The 20,677-nt window shown below is 65.1% G+C and carries 16 protein-coding genes; 2 read left to right on the top strand and 14 right to left on the bottom strand.

Annotated features, from left to right (window positions below; all coding sequences use genetic code 11):
- From FV220_RS17500 to FV220_RS17455, 10 genes are all read right to left on the bottom strand, one after another.
- On the bottom strand, positions 1 to 124 hold a 124-nt coding region (locus tag FV220_RS17500), incomplete at its 3' end, for a GTP-binding protein (protein WP_246686237.1).
- Positions 125 to 187: 63 nt separating this feature from the next.
- The gene (fusA, locus tag FV220_RS17495; protein WP_018044232.1) at positions 188 to 2,263 is read right to left on the bottom strand and encodes an elongation factor G; all 2,076 of its coding nucleotides are present in this window, start codon (positions 2,261 to 2,263) and stop codon (positions 188 to 190) included.
- Positions 2,264 to 2,293: 30 nt separating this feature from the next.
- Complete coding sequence (rpsG, locus tag FV220_RS17490) at positions 2,294 to 2,764, bottom strand: 30S ribosomal protein S7 (protein WP_018044233.1); 471 nt, start codon at positions 2,762 to 2,764, stop codon at positions 2,294 to 2,296.
- A 99-nt stretch (positions 2,765 to 2,863) separates the two neighbouring features.
- Positions 2,864 to 3,235 (bottom strand): 30S ribosomal protein S12, encoded by a 372-nt coding sequence (rpsL, locus tag FV220_RS17485; RefSeq protein ID WP_018044234.1) that lies wholly within the window; start codon positions 3,233 to 3,235, stop codon positions 2,864 to 2,866.
- 600 nt (positions 3,236 to 3,835) lie between these two features.
- The gene (gene rpoC / locus FV220_RS17480) at positions 3,836 to 8,044 is read right to left on the bottom strand and encodes a DNA-directed RNA polymerase subunit beta' (RefSeq protein ID WP_147832709.1); all 4,209 of its coding nucleotides are present in this window, start codon (positions 8,042 to 8,044) and stop codon (positions 3,836 to 3,838) included.
- A gap of 175 nt (positions 8,045 to 8,219) precedes the next feature.
- Entirely contained in the window at positions 8,220 to 12,344 is a 4,125-nt protein-coding gene (gene rpoB, locus FV220_RS17475) for a DNA-directed RNA polymerase subunit beta (protein ID WP_018044237.1), read from the bottom strand.
- A gap of 248 nt (positions 12,345 to 12,592) precedes the next feature.
- Entirely contained in the window at positions 12,593 to 12,964 is a 372-nt protein-coding gene (rplL, locus tag FV220_RS17470; protein WP_018044238.1) for a 50S ribosomal protein L7/L12, read from the bottom strand.
- A 57-nt stretch (positions 12,965 to 13,021) separates the two neighbouring features.
- Entirely contained in the window at positions 13,022 to 13,552 is a 531-nt protein-coding gene (gene rplJ / locus FV220_RS17465) for a 50S ribosomal protein L10 (RefSeq protein WP_018044239.1), read from the bottom strand.
- A gap of 559 nt (positions 13,553 to 14,111) precedes the next feature.
- Positions 14,112 to 15,740, bottom strand: a complete 1,629-nt coding sequence (locus tag FV220_RS17460) for a B12-binding domain-containing radical SAM protein (RefSeq protein ID WP_018044240.1) — start codon at positions 15,738 to 15,740, stop codon at positions 14,112 to 14,114.
- Between the two features lie 186 nt (positions 15,741 to 15,926).
- Entirely contained in the window at positions 15,927 to 17,255 is a 1,329-nt protein-coding gene (locus tag FV220_RS17455) for a PLP-dependent aminotransferase family protein (protein WP_147832708.1), read from the bottom strand.
- A 544-nt stretch (positions 17,256 to 17,799) separates the two neighbouring features.
- On the opposite strand from FV220_RS17455, the gene FV220_RS17450 reads away from it, so the two are divergent.
- Positions 17,800 to 17,973: a rhodanese-like domain-containing protein gene (locus tag FV220_RS17450; RefSeq protein ID WP_147832707.1), complete on the top strand. Its 174-nt coding sequence runs from the start codon at positions 17,800 to 17,802 to the stop codon at positions 17,971 to 17,973.
- A 270-nt stretch (positions 17,974 to 18,243) separates the two neighbouring features.
- On the top strand, positions 18,244 to 18,387 hold the full coding sequence (locus FV220_RS25565; protein WP_187273444.1) for a hypothetical protein: 144 nt from the start codon (positions 18,244 to 18,246) through the stop codon (positions 18,385 to 18,387).
- An 80-nt stretch (positions 18,388 to 18,467) separates the two neighbouring features.
- Here FV220_RS25565 and rplA read toward each other — a convergent pair whose 3' ends face one another.
- The 4 genes from rplA to secE all read right to left on the bottom strand — a co-directional run.
- On the bottom strand, positions 18,468 to 19,166 hold the full coding sequence (gene rplA / locus FV220_RS17445; RefSeq protein ID WP_018044244.1) for a 50S ribosomal protein L1: 699 nt from the start codon (positions 19,164 to 19,166) through the stop codon (positions 18,468 to 18,470).
- A gap of 12 nt (positions 19,167 to 19,178) precedes the next feature.
- Positions 19,179 to 19,628 carry a 50S ribosomal protein L11 gene (gene rplK, locus FV220_RS17440; RefSeq protein ID WP_018044245.1) on the bottom strand — a complete coding sequence of 150 codons (450 nt, stop codon included), beginning with the start codon at positions 19,626 to 19,628 and terminating at the stop codon, positions 19,179 to 19,181.
- Positions 19,629 to 19,857: 229 nt separating this feature from the next.
- On the bottom strand, positions 19,858 to 20,391 hold the full coding sequence (nusG, locus tag FV220_RS17435) for a transcription termination/antitermination protein NusG (protein WP_018044246.1): 534 nt from the start codon (positions 20,389 to 20,391) through the stop codon (positions 19,858 to 19,860).
- Between the two features lie 67 nt (positions 20,392 to 20,458).
- Positions 20,459 to 20,677 (bottom strand): preprotein translocase subunit SecE (gene secE, locus FV220_RS17430; RefSeq protein ID WP_246689483.1); only part of this gene is annotated, 219 nt, incomplete at its 5' end.

The raw sequence follows: 20,677 nt of genomic DNA, 5'->3' as shown, positions 1-20,677 counted from the left end.
CGCCACCCGACTCCGCCAGGACCTTCGTGATCGCCGCCGTCAGCGACGTCTTGCCGTGGTCGACGTGACCGATCGTGCCGATGTTGCAGTGCGGCTTGGTGCGGGCAAACTTCTCTTTGGCCATCGTAGCCTCCGTAATCTCAGTGTTTCAGGTGATGCTGCTGCGGTCCGGAAAAGGCGGGAAGCCTTAAGCGTACTTCGCGACGACCTTCTCGGCCTCGCCGCGCGGCACCTCTTCGTAATGGTCGAATTGCATCGTGAAGTTCGCGCGGCCCTGGGAGAAGGACCGCAGCTGGTTCACGTAGCCGAACATGTTGGCCAGCGGCACCATCGCGTTGATGACGTTCGCATTGCCGCGCATGTCCTGGCCCTGGATCTGTCCACGGCGGGAGTTCAGATCGCCGATCACCGAACCGGTATACTCTTCCGGCGAGACGACCTCGACCTTCATGACCGGCTCGAGCAGAACCGATCCGCCCTTCTGGAGGGCTTCACGGAGCGCCGCACGGGAGGCGATTTCGAAGGCCAGGGCCGACGAGTCGACATCGTGATAGGCGCCGTCGATCAGCTCGACCTTGATGTCCACCACCGGGAAGCCGGCGAGGATACCGGCACCGAGCACCGAGTTGAGGCCCTTTTCGACGCCCGGGATATACTCCTTGGGCACCGTGCCGCCGATGATCTTCGAGGAGAACTCGAAGCCCTTGCCCGGCTCGTTCGGCTCGACCACGAATTTCACCCGAGCGAACTGACCGGTACCGCCGGTCTGCTTCTTGTGGGTGTAGTCGATCTCGGTGCGCTTCGTGAGCTTCTCACGATACGCCACCTGCGGCTGGCCGATATTCGCGTCGACCATGTAGGTGCGGCGCAGGATGTCGACCTTGATGTCGAGATGGAGTTCGCCCATCCCGCGAAGGATGGTCTGGCCCGATTCCTGGTCCGTGGAGACGCGGAACGAAGGATCCTCAGCGGCGAGCTTGGCGAGAGCGATGCCGAGCTTCTCCTGATCGGCCTTGGACTTCGGCTCGACCGCGATCTCGATGACGGGCTCGGGGAACTCCATCTTCTCGAGGATGACGGCGTCCTTCGGGTCGCACAGCGTATCGCCGGTACGAGTTTCCTTGAGACCGGCCAGAGCCACGATGTCGCCGGTGAAGGCTTCCTTCACGTCTTCGCGGTTGTTGGCGTGCATGAGAAGCATGCGGCCGACACGCTCTTTCTTGTCGCGCGACGAGTTGATGACGTTGGCGCCGGATTCGACCTTACCCGAGTAGACACGGCAGAACGTGATCGTGCCGACATGCGGGTCGTCCATGATCTTGAACGCCAGCATCGAGAAGGGATCGCTGTCGGACGGATGACGAACGGTCTCTTCCTCGGTCTTGAAGTCGAGGCCCTTGATCTCGCCGCGATCGGCGGGAGACGGCAGGTAATCGACGACGGCGTCGAGCAGGGGCTGAACGCCCTTGTTCTTGAACGCCGAACCGCAGAGCACGGGGTGGAAGGCGCGACGCTGGACGGCCGTGCGCACGAGGCGATGCATCGTCTCGGCATCCGGCTCGACACCGTCGAGATAGGCCGACATGGCATCGTCATCCATCTCGACGCAGGCTTCGACGAGCTTGATCCGGTATTCGGCAGCCTGATCGGCGAGGTCGGCCGGGATCTCGGTCTCCGAGAAATCGGCGCCGAGCTTCTCGGACGTCCAGACGATGGCCTTCATCTTGATCAGGTCGATGACGCCCTTGAAGGTCGTCTCGGCGCCGATCGGCAGCTGCAGGCAAACGGGCTTGCCGGCGACGCGGTCGATGATGTCGGCGACGCATTTGAAGAAGTCGGCGCCGATCTTGTCCATCTTGTTGACGAACACGACGCGCGGGACGTCGTACTTGTCGGCCTGACGCCAGACGGTCTCGGTCTGGGGCTCGACGCCCTGGTTGCCGTCGAGCACGCAGACGGCGCCGTCGAGGACGCGCAGCGAGCGCTCCACTTCGATGGTGAAGTCTACGTGGCCGGGGGTGTCGATGATGTTCAGGCGCTTGTCGCGCCAGAAGCAGGTGGTCGCGGCGGAGGTGATCGTGATGCCACGCTCCTGCTCCTGCGTCATCCAATCCATCGTCGCGGCGCCGTCATGGACTTCGCCGATCTTATGGGACTTGCCGGTGTAGTAGAGGATCCGCTCAGTGGTCGTAGTTTTTCCAGCATCAATGTGAGCCATGATGCCGAAATTACGGTAGTCCTCGATCGCATGCGTGCGGGGCATCGGATTGCTCCTGAAAGGGTCCGGGGCCGCTTACCAGCGGTAGTGCGAGAAGGCGCGGTTGGCTTCAGCCATCCGGTGCGTGTCTTCCCGCTTCTTGACCGCGTTGCCACGGTTGTTCGCGGCATCGAGGAGTTCGGCCGAGAGGCGCTCGACCATGGTGCGGTCGTTGCGGCCACGGGCGGCCTGAATGAGCCAGCGGATCGCCAGAGCCTGACGACGCTCGGTGCGAACTTCGACGGGGACCTGGTAGGTCGCGCCGCCGACGCGACGGGACCGCACTTCGATCGCCGGAGCGACGTTCTCGAGAGCGGCGCGGAACACCTCGATCGGGTTCGCACGGGCGCGGTTCTCGACGATGTCGAACGCGCCGTAGACGATACCTTCGGCGATCGACTTTTTGCCCTCGTACATGATGGAATTCATGAACTTGGTGAGCACGATGTCGCCGTACTTGGCGTCCGGGATGATCTCACGCTTTTCAGCAGAATGGCGGCGGGACATCGCTCGCTCCGTCTATAAATCAAGGTCTTGAAACCACCCCGCGCAGGCCACCTGAACCTCATGGAGGTCGGCGACATCCTTACGGGATGAGCGAAATTCTTACTTCGGGCGCTTGGCGCCGTACTTGGAGCGGCGCTGCTTACGACCCTTGACGCCCTGCGTGTCGAGCACGCCGCGCAGGATGTGGTAGCGAACACCGGGAAGATCCTTCACGCGGCCGCCGCGGATCATGACCACGGAGTGCTCTTGAAGGTTGTGACCTTCACCGGGGATGTACCCGATGACTTCGAAACCGTTGGTCAGACGGACCTTGGCGACCTTACGGAGAGCCGAGTTCGGCTTCTTCGGCGTCGTCGTGTAGACGCGGGTGCAAACGCCACGCTTCTGCGGGCAGGCGTCGAGCGCCGGCACTTTGTTGCGGCTCTTCTGCGCCTTACGCGGCTGCGCGATCAGCTGGTTGATCGTCGGCATACTCTGCCCTCTTCATTCGGACCGCTGAGACGCGATCCCATGTTCGGCTTCACGAGGCAGCCTGTCTCCAGGCTGTCGCGGATCTCGATAAGAAGATCCGCAAAACGAATATGCGCCATGGATCGGTGAGGACCCGTGGCGCGTGTTCGGCAGAGGATCACGCATTGCGGCGCGCTCGTACCTACTGATCTGACAAGGACGTCAGTCGATGTGAGTGCCGGAACCGGATTAGCGATTGTCTCTCGGCCCGAGGGTCGCGACTCGCTATGTCCTGCTGTTGTGCCGGAGTGGCGTGCTTCTATGCGGGGGACGGCGGAACGTCAATCCCGAAGCACGATAAAGTTTGGTCCGACCGGCGGTTAACGCCCGATTATTGGCCCGCTGAGGAGTCGGGCGCCCCGTAGAAGCGATGGATGGCAGGTTCGCCCCATCGGATCAAGGTCATGAGCACGGGCCGGAAGGCGGCCGCGATGGCGATTCGCTGCGGATTCCCGTCGGGAGATCGATTCCGTCTTTGCCTCGCCAGAGTGGTTTCGCACAACGAAAAAGGGCGGCCATCGCTGGCCGCCCCTTCGGTCTTTCCGAACGCTGTCGTCGAGATCACTCGGCGGCAGGCGGCAACTCGCTGAGGGGGTGGGCGCCGCTCTCCGCTGCTTTCTGCTGCAGGATCATGGCGTCGCGACGCCGCGCCACGGCGCGGATGTCGGCTGCCATCGACCCGGTGCCCGCCGGGATGAGCGAGCCGACGATGACGTTCTCCTTCAAGCCCTCGAGATGGTCGACCTTGCCGTTGACGGCCGCCTCGGTGAGGACGCGGGTGGTTTCCTGGAACGAGGCCGCCGAGATGAACGACTTCGTCTGCAGGGACGCCTTGGTGATGCCGAGCAGCACCGGCACGCCCACCACGGGCTTCTTGTTCTCGGCGAGCAGCTTCTCGTTGATGTCCGCGAGTTCCGTCCGGTCGATCTGGTCGCCCGTCAGGATCTCCGAATCGCCGCCATCGGTGATTTCCACCTTCTGCAGCATCTGACGGACGATCACCTCGATGTGCTTGTCGTTGATGGACACGCCCTGGAGCCGGTAGACCTCCTGGATCTCGTTGACGAGGTAAGCAGCGAGCTCCTCCACGCCCTTGATCGCCAGGATGTCGTGCGGCGCCGGGTTGCCGTCGACGATGTAGTCGCCGAGCTCCACGACGTCGCCGTCCTGGAGGTGGATGTGCTTGCCCTTCGGGATCAGGTACTCGACCGCATCCGAACCGTCATGCGGCGTCAGCGTCAGACGACGCTTGTTCTTGTAGTCGCGCCCGAACTGGATCGTGCCCGACTTCTCCGCGATGATCGCCGCGTCCTTCGGACGACGGGCCTCGAACAGCTCCGCCACCCGCGGAAGACCGCCGGTGATGTCGCGGGTCTTGGCCGAGTCGGTGGAGACACGGGCGAGGATATCGCCGGCCTTCACCGTGCCGCCCGGGTCGTAGCCGATGATGGCATCGACCGGGAGGAAGTAGCGGGCGTCCGAGCCGCGCGGCAGCTTCATCGGCTTGCCGTCCTGGTCAAGGACCAGCATGGCCGGCTTGAGGTCGGCCGTGCGGGCCGTACCACGCCAGTCGATGACGACGCGCTTGGCGATGCCGGTCGACTCGTCGGTGGTCTCGGTGATCGACTGACCGTCGATCAGATCCTCGTAGGCCACGATACCGTCGGTCTCGGTGATGATCGGACGGGTATAGGGGTCCCACTCGGCGATGCGCTGGCCGCGCTTGACGGTGTCGCCTTCGTCCACCCGCAGGCGTGCGCCGTATTGCAGGCGGTGGACCGCACGTTCCGCTCCATCGGTGCCGACGATGACCACCGCCACGTTACGACCGGTGGCGATGAGATCGCCGTCGGTGTTGCGCGCGAGCGCCCGGTTACGGATCTTGATCGTGCCTTCGAAGCTCGACTCGATGAAGGACGAATCCGCGATCTGCGCCGCGCCGCCGATGTGGAAGGTACGCATGGTGAGCTGGGTGCCCGGCTCGCCGATGGACTGCGCCGCGATGACGCCGACCGCCTCGCCCATGTTGACGGGCGTTCCACGGGCGAGATCGCGCCCGTAGCAGGTGGCGCAGACGCCGCTCTTGGTGGCGCAGACGAGCACCGAGCGGATCTTCACCTCCTGGATGCCGGCCGCCTGGATGGCGGGCAGGTGCTTCTCCTCGATCGTCTCGTTGGTCTTGACGATGACCGTACCGTCCTGAGCCACGAGATCTTCGGCCGTGGCGCGGCCGAGGATGCGGATCGACAGCGGAGCCACGACCTGGCCCGCATCGACGATGGCGCGCATCTTGATGCCGTTGGTGGTGCCGCAATCGACCTCACGGATGACGGCGTCCTGTGCCACGTCGACGAGACGGCGGGTCAGGTAGCCGGAATTCGCGGTCTTCAAGGCGGTGTCGGCGAGGCCCTTACGGGCTCCGTGCGTCGAGTTGAAGTACTCGAGAACGTCCAGGCCTTCCTTGAAGTTCGAGATGATCGGGGTCTCGATGATCTCGCCCGAGGGCTTGGCCATGAGTCCGCGCATCGCGGCGAGCTGCTTCATCTGCGCCGGCGAACCACGGGCACCGGAATGGCTCATCATGTAGATCGAGTTGATCTGCTTGTCGGCGCCGTTCTCGTCCTTCTGCACGGTGGAGATGCGCAGCATCATCTCGGCGGCGAGCTTGTCCGAGCACTTGGCCCAGGCATCCACCACCTTGTTGTACTTCTCGCCCTGCGTGATCAGGCCGTCGTTGTACTGCTGCTCGTAGTCCTTCACCAGCGCGCGGGTGTCGTCCACGATCGGCCACTTGTTGTCCGGCACCACCATGTCGTCCTTGCCGAACGAGATGCCGGCCTTGAACGCGTGGTTGAAGCCCAGCGCCATGATGCGGTCACAGAAGATCACCGACTCCTTCTGACCGCAGTGGCGGTAGACGGTGTCGATCATCGCGGAGATCTCCTTCTTCGTCATCAGCTTGTTGACGACGTCGTAGGGGACCTTCTTGTGCAGCGGCAGGGCCGTGGACAGGATCACGCGGCCGGGCGTGGTGTCGTAGGTCTGGGTCAGCGGCTCGCCATCGGGGCCGATGCCGTTCCACCGCCAGCGGATCTTCGAGTGCAGCTTCACGGTTTTGGCCGCGAGGGCGTGCTCGAGTTCACCGATGGTGCCGAAGACACCCTGCATCGGGTTCTTCTTGTTGGTCGGGTCGAAGGCGCCGATGGCGCCCTCGGCGACGATCGACAGGTAGTACAGGCCGAGCACGATATCCTGCGAAGGCACGATGATCGGCTGACCGTTGGCCGGGTGCAGGATGTTGTTGGTCGACATCATCAGCACGCGCGCTTCGAGCTGGGCTTCCAGCGAGAGCGGGACGTGGACGGCCATCTGGTCGCCGTCGAAGTCGGCGTTGAAGGCCGCGCAGACGAGCGGGTGAAGCTGGATCGCCTTACCTTCGATCAGCTTCGGCTCGAACGCCTGGATGCCGAGGCGGTGGAGCGTCGGCGCACGGTTGAGCATCACCGGGTGCTCGCGGATCACCTCGTCGAGGATATCCCAGACTTCGGGCTTCTCCTTCTCGACGAGCTTCTTGGCCTGCTTGACGGTGGCGGAGAAACCCTTGGCGTCGAGGCGTGCGTAGATGAAGGGCTTGAACAACTCCAAGGCCATCTTCTTCGGCAGGCCGCACTGATGCAGCTTCAGCTCCGGGCCCACCACGATCACCGAGCGGCCGGAATAGTCGACGCGCTTGCCGAGCAGGTTCTGGCGGAAGCGGCCCTGCTTGCCCTTGAGCATGTCGGCGAGCGACTTCAACGGACGCTTGTTGGCACCCGTGATGACGCGGCCGCGGCGGCCGTTGTCGAACAGCGCGTCCACCGCTTCCTGAAGCATGCGCTTCTCGTTGCGGATGATGATGTCTGGCGCGCGCAGTTCGATTAGCCGCTTCAGGCGGTTGTTACGGTTGATGACGCGGCGGTAGAGGTCGTTCAGATCGGACGTGGCGAAGCGGCCGCCGTCCAGGGGGACGAGCGGGCGAAGGTCCGGCGGGATCACCGGAACCACGGTGAGGATCATCCATTCGGGCTTGTTGCCCGACATCTGGAAGGCCTCGATGATCTTCAGGCGCTTGAGGAGCTTCTTGGGCTTCAACTCGGAGGTCGTTGTGGCGATCTCCTCGCGGAGCGAGTTCGCGATCCCGTCGAGGTCGAGCTCCTGCAGAATGCGCCGGATGGCCTCGGCGCCGATCATGGCGGTGAAGCTATCCTCGCCGTACTCCTCCTGGGCGCGCAGGTACTCTTCCTCGGAGAGGAGCTGACGCTCCTTGAGGGGGGTGAGGCCCGGCTCGATGACGCAGTAGGATTCGAAGTAGAGGATGCGCTCGAGGTCCTTGAGCGCCATGTCGAGCAGCAGGCCGATGCGGCTCGGCAGCGACTTCAAGAACCAGATATGGGCGACGGGGGCGGCGAGCTCGATATGCCCCATGCGGTCGCGCCGAACGCGCGCGAGGGTGACCTCGACGCCGCACTTCTCACAGATGACGCCCTTGTACTTCATGCGCTTGTACTTGCCGCACAAGCACTCGTAATCCTTGATCGGGCCAAAGATGCGCGCGCAGAACAGGCCGTCGCGCTCGGGCTTGAACGTGCGGTAGTTGATCGTCTCGGGCTTCTTGATCTCGCCGAAGGACCACGAGAGGATCTTCTCGGGGCTCGAGATCGAAATCTTGATCTGGTCGAAGCTCTGGGGCTGAGCCTGCTGGTTGAAAAGATTCATGACCTCTTGGTTCATGGATCGACTCCTGCTGACGGGGCGCACCCTCCGCCGAGGGGCTACCGCGTGCTGAAAACGTGAGGTCGGCGCAGTGACCGGTCGGGTCGCCGCTGGCCGTCGTCCCGGGAGGCGCTTCCCCTCCCCGCTCGGACCGCGCCGGCGAGGTGCCGGCGCGGGAGCGTGTGGTGTGGTCTTACTCGGCCGCCTCGGCGGGCGGGTCGAGCTGGTCGTTCGCGAGCTTCTTCGAGGAGGTGAGCTCCACGTTGAGGCCGAGCGAGCGCATCTCCTTGACGAGCACGTTGAAGGACTCGGGGATGCCGGCCTCGAAGGTATCGTCGCCGCGGACGATGGCCTCGTAGACCTTGGTGCGGCCGGCGACGTCGTCCGACTTCACCGTGAGCATCTCCTGCAGCGTGTAGGCCGCGCCGTAGGCTTCCAGTGCCCAGACCTCCATCTCGCCGAAGCGCTGGCCGCCGAACTGCGCCTTTCCGCCCAGCGGCTGCTGGGTAACCAGGGAGTACGGACCGATAGACCGTGCGTGGATTTTGTCGTCCACGAGGTGGTGGAGCTTCAGCATGTAGATGTAGCCCATCGTCACCTTGCGGTCGAAAGGCTCGCCGGTGCGCCCGTCGTAGAGCGTCGACTGCGCCGAACGGTCGAGCCCGGCCAACTCCAGCATCGTCTCGATGTCGGCCTCCTTGGCGCCGTTGAACACCGGAGTGGCCATCGGCACGCCGCGGCGGACGTTGTTGGCCGCCTCCGCCATGTCGTCGTCCGAGAGGCCTTCCAGCTCCGACGGCGAGTAGATCGCCTCCATCTCCGCCTTGAGGGGCGCGATGTCGTTGCTGCGGAGATAGGCGTCCACGGCGAGCCCGACCTTGCGGCCGAGACCGGCGGCAGCCCAGCCCAGATGGGTCTCGAGGATCTGACCGACGTTCATGCGCGACGGCACGCCGAGCGGGTTGAGCACGATGTCGGCATGCGTCCCGTCTTCGAGGAACGGCATGTCCTCGATCGGCACGATCCGCGACACGACGCCCTTGTTGCCGTGACGGCCGGCCATCTTGTCGCCCGGCTGGATCTTGCGCTTCACGGCGACGAAGACCTTGACCATCTTCATGACGCCGGGGGGCAACTCGTCGCCGCGCTGCAGCTTCTCGACCTTGTCGAGGAAACGCTGCTCGAGGCGCTTCTTCGACTCGTCGTACTGCTTCTGCATCGCTTCCATCTCGGTCATGAGACGGTCTTCGACGACGGCGAACTGCCACCATTGCGAGCGCGGGTACTCGTTCAGGAGCTCACGGCTGAGCGTGGTCTCCTTCTTGAAACCCTTCGGACCCGCGATCGGCGACTGGCCGATCAGGACGCCGGCGAGACGGGCGTAGGTGTTGCGGTCGAGGATCGCCTGCTCGTCGTCGCGATCCTTGGCGAGACGCTCGATCTCCTCGCGCTCGATGGCCTGGGCGCGCTCGTCCTTGTCGACGCCGTGGCGGTTGAACACCCGGACTTCGACGATGGTGCCGGTGACGCCCGGGGGAACCCGGAGCGAGGTGTCGCGCACGTCCGAGGCCTTCTCACCGAAGATGGCGCGCAGAAGCTTTTCTTCCGGCGTCATCGGGCTCTCGCCCTTCGGGGTGATCTTCCCGCACAGGATGTCGCCCGCGTGGACCTCGGCGCCGATATAGACGATGCCGGCCTCGTCGAGGTTCTTCAGCGCCTCTTCCGAGACGTTGGGGATGTCGCGGGTGATTTCCTCCGGACCGAGCTTGGTGTCTCGGGCCATCACCTCGAATTCCTCGATATGGATCGAGGTGAACACGTCATCCTTCACGATCCGCTCGGAGAGCAGGATCGAGTCCTCGAAGTTGTAGCCGTTCCACGGCATGAACGCGACGAGCACGTTCCGGCCGAGCGCCAGCTCGCCGAACTCCGTCGACGGACCATCGGCGATGATCTCGCCCTTCTTCACCTGCTCGCCCACGCGGACCAGCGGCTTCTGCGTGATGCAGGTCGACTGGTTGGAGCGCTGGAACTTCTGCAGGCGGTAGATGTCGACGCCGGGCTTGTTGGCATCGGCCTCTTCGGTGGCGCGGATGACGATACGGGTCGCATCCACCTGGTCGACGATGCCGGAGCGGCGCGCCGCGATGGCGGCACCCGAATCGCGGGCGACCACGGCTTCCATGCCGGTACCGACGAACGGCGCGTCGGCGCGAACCAGCGGCACCGCCTGGCGCTGCATGTTCGAACCCATCAGAGCGCGGTTCGCGTCGTCGTTCTCGAGGAACGGGATGAGGGCCGCGGCCACCGAGACGAGCTGCTTCGGCGACACGTCCATGAGGTCGACGCGGTCGGGCGGCACGACGATGACGTCGCCGGCCCGACGGCAGACCACGAGGTCTTCCGTCAGCTTGAAGCTCTCGTCCATCTGGGCGTTGGCCTGGGCGACGTAGTACTTCGCCTCTTCCATCGCCGAGAGGTAGGAGACCTCCTTCGTCACCACGCCGTCCTTCACGCGACGGAACGGGGTCTCGATGAAGCCGTACTTGTTCACCCGCGCGAAGGTTGCGAGCGAGTTGATGAGACCGATGTTCGGGCCTTCCGGCGTCTCGATCGGGCAGATGCGGCCGTAATGGGTCGGGTGCACGTCGCGCACCTCGAAGCCGGCGCGCTCACGGGTGAGACCGCCAGGGCCAAGCGCCGAGAGGCGACGCTTATGCGTCACTTCCGAGAGCGGATTGGTCTGATCCATGAACTGCGACAGCTGCGACGAGCCGAAGAACTCACGCACCGCGGCCGCGGCGGGCTTCGCGTTGATGAGGTCCTGCGGCATGACCGTGTCGATATCGACCGAGGACATGCGCTCCTTGATGGCGCGCTCCATGCGCAGGAGACCCAGGCGGTACTGGTTCTCCATGAGCTCGCCCACCGAACGCACACGGCGGTTGCCGAGGTGATCGATGTCGTCGATCTCGCCCTTGCCGTCGCGCAGGTCCACCAGCGCCTTGACGACCGCGAGCATGTCCTCGCGGCGCAGGGTGCGTACGGTGTCCTCGGCGTCGAGGTCGAGACGCATGTTCATCTTCACGCGGCCGACCGCCGAGAGATCGTAGCGCTCGGAATCGAAGAACAGCGAGTGGAACATCGCCTCGGCGGTGTCGAGCGTCGGCGGCTCGCCGGGACGCATGACGCGGTAGATGTCGAACAGCGCGCCTTCGCGGGACGAGTTCTTGTCCACGGCCAGCGTGTTGCGGATGTAGGGACCGACATTGACGTGGTCGATGTCGAGCACGGGGAGCTCGGACACGCCGACCTCTTCCAGGCTCTTGAGGAGCTTGTCGGAAATCTCGTCGCCGGCCTCGGCCCAGATCTCACCGGTCTTCGGGTTGACGAGATCCTCGGCGATGTACTGGCCGATCAGGTCCTCGTCGGTGGCCTTCAAGAACTGAACGCCGCGCTCGCTGATCTGGCGGGCGTTGCGGGCGTTGAGCTTCTTGCCGGCCTCGAGCACGACTTCGCCGGAATCGGCGTCGACCAGGTCGACGGATGCCTTGAAGCCCTTCAGACGGTCGGCATCGAACGGAACCCGCCATTCGGCGCCGTCGCGGTCGTAGATGACGCGGTTGTAGAAGGTGGAGAGGATCTCTTCACCGTCGAGGCCGAGAGCGAACAGCAGCGAGGTCGCCGGCAGCTTGCGCTTCCGGTCGATACGCACGTGCACGATGTCCTTGGCGTCGAACTCGACGTCGAGCCAGGAGCCGCGATACGGGATGATGCGGGCGGCGAACAGGAGCTTGCCCGACGAGTGGGTCTTGCCCTTGTCGTGATCGAAGAACACGCCCGGCGAACGGTGCATCTGCGAGACGATGACGCGTTCGGTGCCATTGACGATGAAGGTGCCGTTCTCCGTCATCAGGGGCATGTCGCCCATGTAGACGTCCTGCTCCTTGATGTCCTTGACGGACTTCGCGCCGGTATCGGGGTCGACATCGAACACGATGAGGCGCAGCGTCACCTTGAGGGGAGCCGCGAAGGTGATGCCGCGCTGGCGACACTCGTCGACGTCGTATTTCGGCTGTTCGAACGTGTACTTGACGAATTCGAGGAGCGCGGTCGCCGAGAAATCGGAGATCGGGAAGACCGATTTGAACACGGTCTGCAGGCCTTCGTCGCCCCGTCCGCCTTCCGGCTCGTCCATCATCAGGAATTGGTCGTAGGATGCCTTCTGAACCTCGATGAGGTTCGGCATCTCGGCGACTTCCTTGATCTTGCCGAAGAATTTGCGAATGCGCTTGCGACCGACCAGCGTGTTGGCCATGGGTGACCTCGCTCCTACGTCCCGCGTACCGGGTGCCCGGGGAAGGCTTTATGCCTCCCGCGACCAGGCGATGAACCCGTCCCGCCGGACCAAGCCCACCCGAAATGAAATGCCGCCGGTCCGTTCCAGGACCGCCCGGTCGCCTGAAGCGACCTTAGCCCACGGGTCGGAGACCCGCGGGCGTCGGTGCCGGCCGGCCCCGATGGGACCGACCGGAAGTGACGGGCCTGATTTGGCCCATCGGCAACTTACTTGAGCTCGACCTTGGCGCCGGCCTTCTCGAGCTGGGCCTTGAGCTTCTCGGCCTCTTCCTTGTTGACGGACTCCTTGACCGCCTTCGGAGCGCCCTCGACGAGGTCCTTGGCTTCCTTGAGGCCGAGGCCGGTGATCGCACGGACCTCCTTGATGACCTCGATCTTCTTGTCGCCAGCGGCGGTCAGGAGAACCGTGAACTCGGTCTGCTCCTCGACGACGGCGGCCGGGCCAGCGGCCGGACCGGCGACGGCGACGGCAGCAGCGGCGGAGACGCCCCACTTCTCTTCGAGGAGCTTGGCGAGGTCGGCGGCTTCTAGAACGGTCAGCGAGGACAGGTCGTCGACGAGCTTGGCAAGATCAGCCATTGTATTCTTCCTTTGGATATCGGTTTGAACGGATGGTTTGTGAAGGACGAGGCGGCGTCAGGCCGCTTCGTCCTGAGCCGCGTCCTTGGTGGCATAGGCTCCGAACACGCGAGCCAGCTTGGCAGCCGGAGCGTTGACGACCTGAGCGATCTTGGTCGCGGGAGCCTGGATGAGGCCCACGATCTTGCCGCGCAGTTCGTCGAGGGACGGGAGCGACGCGAGCGCCTTCACACCGTCCGGGTTCAGAGCGGTCGTTCCCATGGCGCCGCCGAGGATCACGAGCTTGTCGTTACCCTTGGCGAAATCCACCGCAACCTTCGCAGCCGCGACCGGATCGCTCGAATAGGCGAGCAGGGTCGGACCCTTCAGGAGGGGCTTGATGGAGGCGACGTCCGTGCCATCGAGAGCGATGTTGGCGATGCGGTTCTTGGTGACCTTCACGGTGGCACCGGCCAGCTTCATCTGCGCGCGCAGCTTCTGCATCTCGGCGACCGTGAGGCCTTTGTAGTGGGCCACGACGACTACGGACGTGTTCGCAAACACGCCGTTGAGCGTCGAGACGAGATCAGCTTTGGCTGTCCTGTCCACTGGGGCTCTCTCCGGTTGGCGGGTCCCTCTCGGGGAGGGGCCGCCGGTTGCACATGCCGCCCGGAACGGAACTCGGCTCAGCGAGAAGCCGGAACGTCCTGGACGACGCTTCACGGCCCTGTCCCCTGACATCCTCCGGAACGGTGGACGGCACGGGCGAGATGGTTCAAACCGATACCTGACTGCGCCGCGAATCGCGGTGCCGAGAGGGTCTTGAATTCGGTCTTCCCCGTCTGTGCAGGCTGGGGAATTAAGCCGGTTGCCCGGCGCCTGCAGTCTCGGACAGGACATGGCCGGACGAGGCTTGAAGGGGCTGTTCGCCCCTCAAAGCCTTCCGGCCATTATCGTCTGGTCGCCCAGACGAATTCGCATGTCGGATATCGACCGATTGGTCGAATCCTTTCAAAGTGTGAAAAACGTTGAGCGGGGTCTATAGGCCCTAGCAAGCGCCCTGCCAAGTGCCCCAGGTGAAGAAATCCGCCGTGCTTGTACGATTTTGATTGACGGGATTTCCTCCCGCCTCTGCGGCGGGAGGAACTTGGGGCGCTGAGGTAAGTCCCTACGTCGGCAGGAACTTACGCGCGGCCTGCCACCAGGGCGTGCGGGCATTTTCCAGCTTCTGATCGGCCTTGGCCGCGTAGAAGGAGGCGTTGTGTTCGCCGCGTAGGGCCTCGCGGGTGAAGCGGATCAGGTGGTGGGCGACGAAGCCCATGTTGAAGACCGCCTCGATCTGTCCGCGCTTCAGGGCATGGCCCGCCGCGCGCCAGAACACGCCCCGGTAATCCGACAGGATTCCCACGCGCAGGGCGATGTTGAAACCGAGCACGAGGCCGCGACGGAGATTGGTCCGCGTCAGCTTGCCCCTGGTGGGCGTCTTGATCCGGTGCGGATAGGTCCGCTCCACCTGATAGCGGAAGCGCGCGAACAGGTTCTCCGGCTCGTAGGCATGGGCGATGGCCCGGCGCCAGCTCGCCACCACGTCGTCGTGCGGGCGCTTGAACAGGACGTTGGATTCCAGCGCCGCGTCGTGGGTGAGGCGCCCCTCGCGGGTCAGCCTATCCCAGAGCGGCGTCTTCGGCAGGGCCTGGAGCAGGTTCATCGTCAGCACCGGCACCGCCGACTTGTCGACGAAGTCGATGAGCTTCTGCTCCGAGCCGTCCGTCTCGGTGTCGAGGCCCAGGATGATGCCCGAGGTGACTTCGAGGCCGAAGCTGTTGAGCGTCTCGATCGCCTCGTACATCGGCACGGCGGCGTTGTGCTTCTTGTCGATTCCCGCCAGCGCGTCCTCTTCCGGCGTCTCGATGCCGACGAAGACGGTCATGAAGTTCGCCTGGCGCATCAGCTCCAGGATGTCGGGCTGCTTGGCCATGTTCAGGGTCGCCTCGCAGGCGAACTGAAGCGGGTAATGGTTCTTCTTCTGCCACTCCACGAGGTGGGGCAGCATGTCCTTCGTGGCCTTGCGGTTGCCGATGAAGTTGTCGTCGACGAAGTACACGACGGCCGGATGGCCCGGCTGCGAGATGATCGCGTCGAGCTCGCCGAGCATCTGCTCCGGAGTCTTCAGGCGCGGCTGCCGGCCATAGAGCTGCGGGATGTCGCAGAACTCGCAGCGATAGGGGCAGCCGGACGAGAATTGCAGGGAGCCGATGAGGTAGCGCTTGAGGGGGGCGGCCTCGTAGGCGGGTGCCGGAAAGTCCGAGAGCGGAAGGCGTTCCTTGGTCTCCAGGCGAACCTGGCTCGCCGGGATCGACACGTCGCGGTCGAGGATCGACACGAGCTCGTCGGTGGCGTCGCCGATCTCGCCGATATGGAGATAGTCGAATTCCGGATATTGCTCGGGCGATCCGGAGACCGAAGGGCCGCCCAGCGCCGTCACCTTACCGGCGGCATGCGCCCTGGCGTAGATGTCCCGAATCTGGGGGGCCTGGATGTGCATGCCCGACACGAACACCGCATCGGCCCAGGCGAAATCGTCCGGCCCGGCCCGTTTGATGTTCTCGTCGATGAACCGGTATTCCCATTCCTCCGGCATATAGGCCGCGATGAGGAGAAGGCCCTGCGGTGGCATGAAGGCCTTCACCCCGCCCATTAACGGGTAGGCATGGGCGAACGTCCCGAAGGACGGCGTGTATGCGGGAAAGACGCACAGGATGCGTCGATTGGAGGTGACGGAGAGGGTGCATCGCATGGCGGCATTCCTAGCACAGACAGGTGCGGAGGCGTCACCCTCGCGTGTTGATTTCTTGACCCTTTCTGGGATGGATCTCGCCCTGCCGCGTCGCCGGGGAGGAGCCTTCGCGCGCGTTTGACGCAGGCGCGAGATGCGCCTCGGGTCCGCCGGCCCGTCGTGCGGGTCCCGCCGACGGTGTGGATCTCACTCCACCACGGAATCGTCCTCGTCGAGAGCGAGGCGCCGCAGCGTCTGAAGTGCGGTCTCGAGCCGCTCGAAGGGCGGTGAGCCGAGCGCGAGGCGCACCCCGTTCTCCGGCGTTGCCGGATCGACGGCGAAAGCGCTGGCCGGCGACACCGCCACGCCATTGCGCGCCGCGGCGCCCGCATAGCGTTCCGCCGTCCAATGGGGAGGAAGAGAGAGCCAGAGGTGGAACGCCCTCGGATCGCCCCGGACGTCGAGGCCGCTCAGCGCTTCCCGGGCCGCGCTCTGGCGCGCTGCCGCGTCCGCCCGCTTCGCCTTGCCGATCCGGCTCGCCGTTCCGTCGTTCATGAGATGAAGGGCCACCGCCAGGGGGAGTCCGCTCGCGGTCCAGCCTCCCGTGCGGATCGAGCCCGCGAGCCGCTGCGTGAGATGGGGCGGCCCGGCGACGAAACCGAGGCCGAGGCCCGGAGCGAGGCGCTTCGACAGGCTGTCGACGACGATCACCCTCTCGGGTGCCAGGGCGGCCAGGGGCTCCTCGTCACAGAGGAACCCGTACACGGCGTCCTCGATGCAGACGAGGTCATGTCTGCCGAGGAGCGATGCTATGGCGTGCCGGCGATCCGCGCTCATGGTTTGGCCGAGGGGGCTTTGCAGGACGGGCTGGAGGTAGAGGGCGCGGAGGGGGGCCTCGCGATGAGCCCGCTCGATGGCGTCCGGGATCACCCCCTCCGCATCCATCGCGAGGGGAACCAGTTCGACGCCGAGCCGGGCCGCGAGGCCCTTGACGATGGGATAGGTCATGGCCTCGACGCCGATCCGATCGCCGGGCTGGGCCAGGGCCGAGATCGCCGCGGCGATGCCCTGGCGTCCGGCCCCGGTGAACAGGACGGTCTCGGGGTCGGCCGACCACCCTCCCCGCGCGAAGAAGGCCGCCGCCCCGGCGCGCGCCGGCTCCTTCGCGCCCGGCCGGACCGGCGAGAACGCGGCTCGGAGCCTGGCCGGTTCGAGTAGGGCGCCGAGGCTGGCGCTCAGCTCCGCCGCCTGATGGGGCAGGATCGAGAAGACGTGCTCGAGATTGATGAGTCCGGTCTCGGAGTCCGGCAATGCTGCCGCGGCGGAGGCCGAGGCGCGGATGAAGGTGCCGCGTCCGACCTCTCCGGTGATCAGTCCGCGCCGCGACAGTTCCGCATAGACACGGCTCGCGGTGGAGACGGCGATCCCGCGTTCGAAGGCGAACTGCCGTTGCGTCGGCATCCGGCTCCCCGGCGCCAGGCGCCCCCGGGCGATGTCCGCGGCGATCCCCTCCGAAATCGTCCGATAGTCTGCCACGCGCGCATTGCTCCGAGTACAATGATTTAATTGATTCGATTCAATTTCGGATCAATAGGAGTGGGCGACCCGATGGAGGTGACCCGATCATGCCGATATCCGACAATTTATCCACCAACGCTCGGCCTCTCGCGAGGCCGTTCGACTCTCTCGGCCACCCTAACCAGCGCTTTCCCGCGAGAGCAATCGCTCTCCTGTCGATCTGGTACAGCAGGGCGGCCGGGCGGCGTACAATTCGCGAATTGACCTCGGAACAAATGAAGGCGCTCGATCTCGATCCCGTCGCCCTGCGTGCTGAGGCTTCCAAGCCGTTCTGGCGTGCATGAGCACGGACGCGAATGCCTGGGCGGAAAGCCGGGCATTCGCCCGCGGAGTCCGAAGGGGTGCGGTCGAGTTTCGGAGCATCGCCTGCAAATGTGCGAGCTCAGCCGCGACGCGACGAGTCTTCCTCGCCGGAGCGCGCCCGTGTCCTTCAGAACCCTCCTTGCCGCACGTATGGCTCTGGCCGCCCTGGCCTTGCCGATGATCGGGCCTGTGGCGGCTCATGCCACCGAGCAGAAACAGAGCCAGACCGGCCCCCCTCGTCTCCACCGAATGGCTCGAGGCCAACCTCGCCTCGCCGAAGCTCCGGATCGTCGACGTCAGCGTCGAGCCGGGCGTCTACGAGCGCGGGCATGTGCCCCGCGCACAGAACGTCCTCTGGCATACGGACCTCTGATCGGGACTGCATTCCTGGTCGCGGCCCTGCAGATGTCGGGCGATCCCGGCGGTGAACGGCTCGCGCTGTCCCTGACATTCGGAGCCCTGCTCGGCTTCGTGCTGCAACGCCTGCGCTTCTTCTGCTTCTGCCAGTGGCGCGACCTCATCGATCGGCGTGACCCGCGCGGGGCACTCGGCATCCTCGCCGCCCTGGCCGCGGGGGCGGTCGGCTACAGCGTGGGGCTGGGAGCGTGGGTGCCTGGTCGGAGCGGCGTGCGGCTGGGGCGCGATGACCGGTCTCGGCTGCAGCGTCGGCACGCTGCTGTCCGGGATCATGGCGGGCGCCGCATCGGGCTGGCTCTTGGGCGCGGCGATGTTCGCCGGGCTCACCGCGACGCTGCTGGCGGGCCGGCGCCTGCGGCTCCTGCCATAGACGGAAAAAGCGCCCGGCCAAAAGAAAACGCCCGGCCTTGTGAGCCGGGCGTTTTCATATCTTCAGGGGAGAAGCGCCGATCAGGCGGTCAGCACGGTCGAGGGCTCGACCCGCACGCCCGGGCCCATCGAGGAGGTCACGGCGACGCGCTGGATGTAGGTGCCCTTGGCGCCGGCGGGCTTGGCCTTGGCCACCGCGTCGGCGAACGCCTTGATGTTCTCGACGAGCTTGGCTTCGTCGAACGAGACCTTGCCGATACCGGCATGGACGATGCCCGCCTTCTCGACGCGGAACTCCACCGAACCGCCCTTGGCGCCGGCGACCGCGGACTTCACGTCCATGGTGACGGTGCCGACCTTCGGGTTCGGCATCAGGCCGCGGGGGCCGAGCACCTTGCCGAGACGGCCGACGAGGGGCATCAGGTCCGGGGTCGCGATGCAGCGGTCGAACTCGATCTTGCCGCTCTGGACGATCTCGAGCAGGTCCTCGGCGCCGACGATGTCGGCACCGGCGGCCCGGGCCTCGTCGGCCTTGGCGCCGCGGGCGAACACCGCCACCCGCACCGTCCGGCCGGAGCCGTTGGGCAGGTTGCAGACGCCACGGACCATCTGGTCGGCGTGACGCGGGTCGACGCCGAGATTCATCGAGACCTCGACGGTCTCGTCGAACTTGGCGCTGGCCTTCTGCTTCACCAAGGCGATCGCCTCGTCGATGGTGTAGAGCTTGAGCGCGTCGATGCCCTCGCGGGCGGCGCGGATGCGCTTGCCTTCGTGTGCCATTGTGCCCTCCCCTTAAGCGACGACGTCGAGGCCCATGGCCCGCGCGGAGCCACGGATCATGGCGACGGCGGCGTCAACCGAGTCGCAGTTCAGGTCGGGCATCTTCTTCTCGGCGATCTCGCGAAGCTGAGCCTCGGTGACCTTGCCCACCGTCGGGCCCTTGCCGGGGGTCTTGGAGCCGGAAGCCGGCTTCTTGCCGATCTTCAGGCCGGCGGCCTTCTTCAGGAAGAAGGTGACCGGCGGCTGCTTCATCTCGAAGGTGAAGGAGCGGTCCTGGTACGCCGTGATGACGACCGGGATCGGGGTGCCCTTCTCGATCTGAGAGGTCTTCGCGTTGAAGGCCTTGCAGAATTCCATGATGTTGAGGCCACGCTGACCGAGCGCGGGGCCGATGGGCGGCGACGGGTTCGCGGCGCCGGCCGGAACCTGAAGCTTCACGTAGCCCGTGATCTTCTTTGCCATAGGGACTGCTCCCAAATGTAGGCTCGCCGCCCGGCTGCCTGGAGCACGGACGGGGCGAGCGGTTGCAGGTCGCGGTGCGGTCCGTGGATCCCGGCGGCAAACCGGGCGGACCTCCCGCGTGTGACGCCGTCCGGGGACTGGACCCGACGGCCATTTTCACGCTCGGCTTGGCGCCGCGCGGAAAAGCTGAAGACCGGTCAGTCGCGACCGACCTCGAAATTCGAAAAAATCAGATCTTCTCGACCTGGGCGTATTCGAGTTCCACCGGGGTGGCGCGACCGAAGATCGACACGGCGACCTTGAGGCGCGAACGGCTCTCGTCGATTTCCTCGACGGTGCCGTTGAAGGAGGCGAAGGGACCGTCGGCGACGCGGACGGTCTCGCCGATCTCGAAGGAGATCGAGGGCTTGGGACGATCGACGCCCTCGGCGACCTGACCCTTGATGCGCTCGGCTTCGGAATCGGGAATCGGCACCGGCTTCGACTTGTCGGCGCCGAGGAAACCGGTGACCTTGGGGGTGTTCTTGATGAGGTGGTAGACCTCGTCGGTCAGATCGCACTTCACCAGCACGTAACCGGGGAAGAACTTCCGCTCGGCGTCGACCTTACGGCCGCGGCGGACTTCGACGACCTTTTCGGTCGGGACCATGACCTCGTCGAACAGCTCCATCAGCCCGCGCTGAGCCGCCTGATCCTTGATGGACTGGGCGACCTTGTTCTCGAAATTCGAGTAGGCGTGGACAATGTACCAGCGTTTCGACACGGTTCTCACCAAATCCTGACGTCGGTCTGCCCGGTCGCGACGACGCGCCCAGGGAGACTCAGTTGTTCTAGGCGCCGACCCCGAGGATCAGGGTCACGATGTAGCGCAGGGCCTGGTCAACGACCGTGAAGAAGATGCTCGCCGCCACGACCATGATGAACACCATGATCGTCGTGACGGTGGTCTCCCTGCGGGACGGCCACGTGACCTTGCGGCCCTCGTCGCGCACCTGGGACAGGAACTCGGCCGGGCCGACGCGCTTGGGCGCGGGCCGCACGGGCGGGGT

This window comes from Methylobacterium sp. WL19 (genome assembly GCF_008040005.1).
GTDB lineage: Bacteria > Pseudomonadota > Alphaproteobacteria > Rhizobiales > Beijerinckiaceae > Methylobacterium > Methylobacterium bullatum.
The sequence above is the reverse complement of the archived record's forward strand: the minus strand, read 5'-3'. Positions and strand labels throughout refer to the sequence as shown.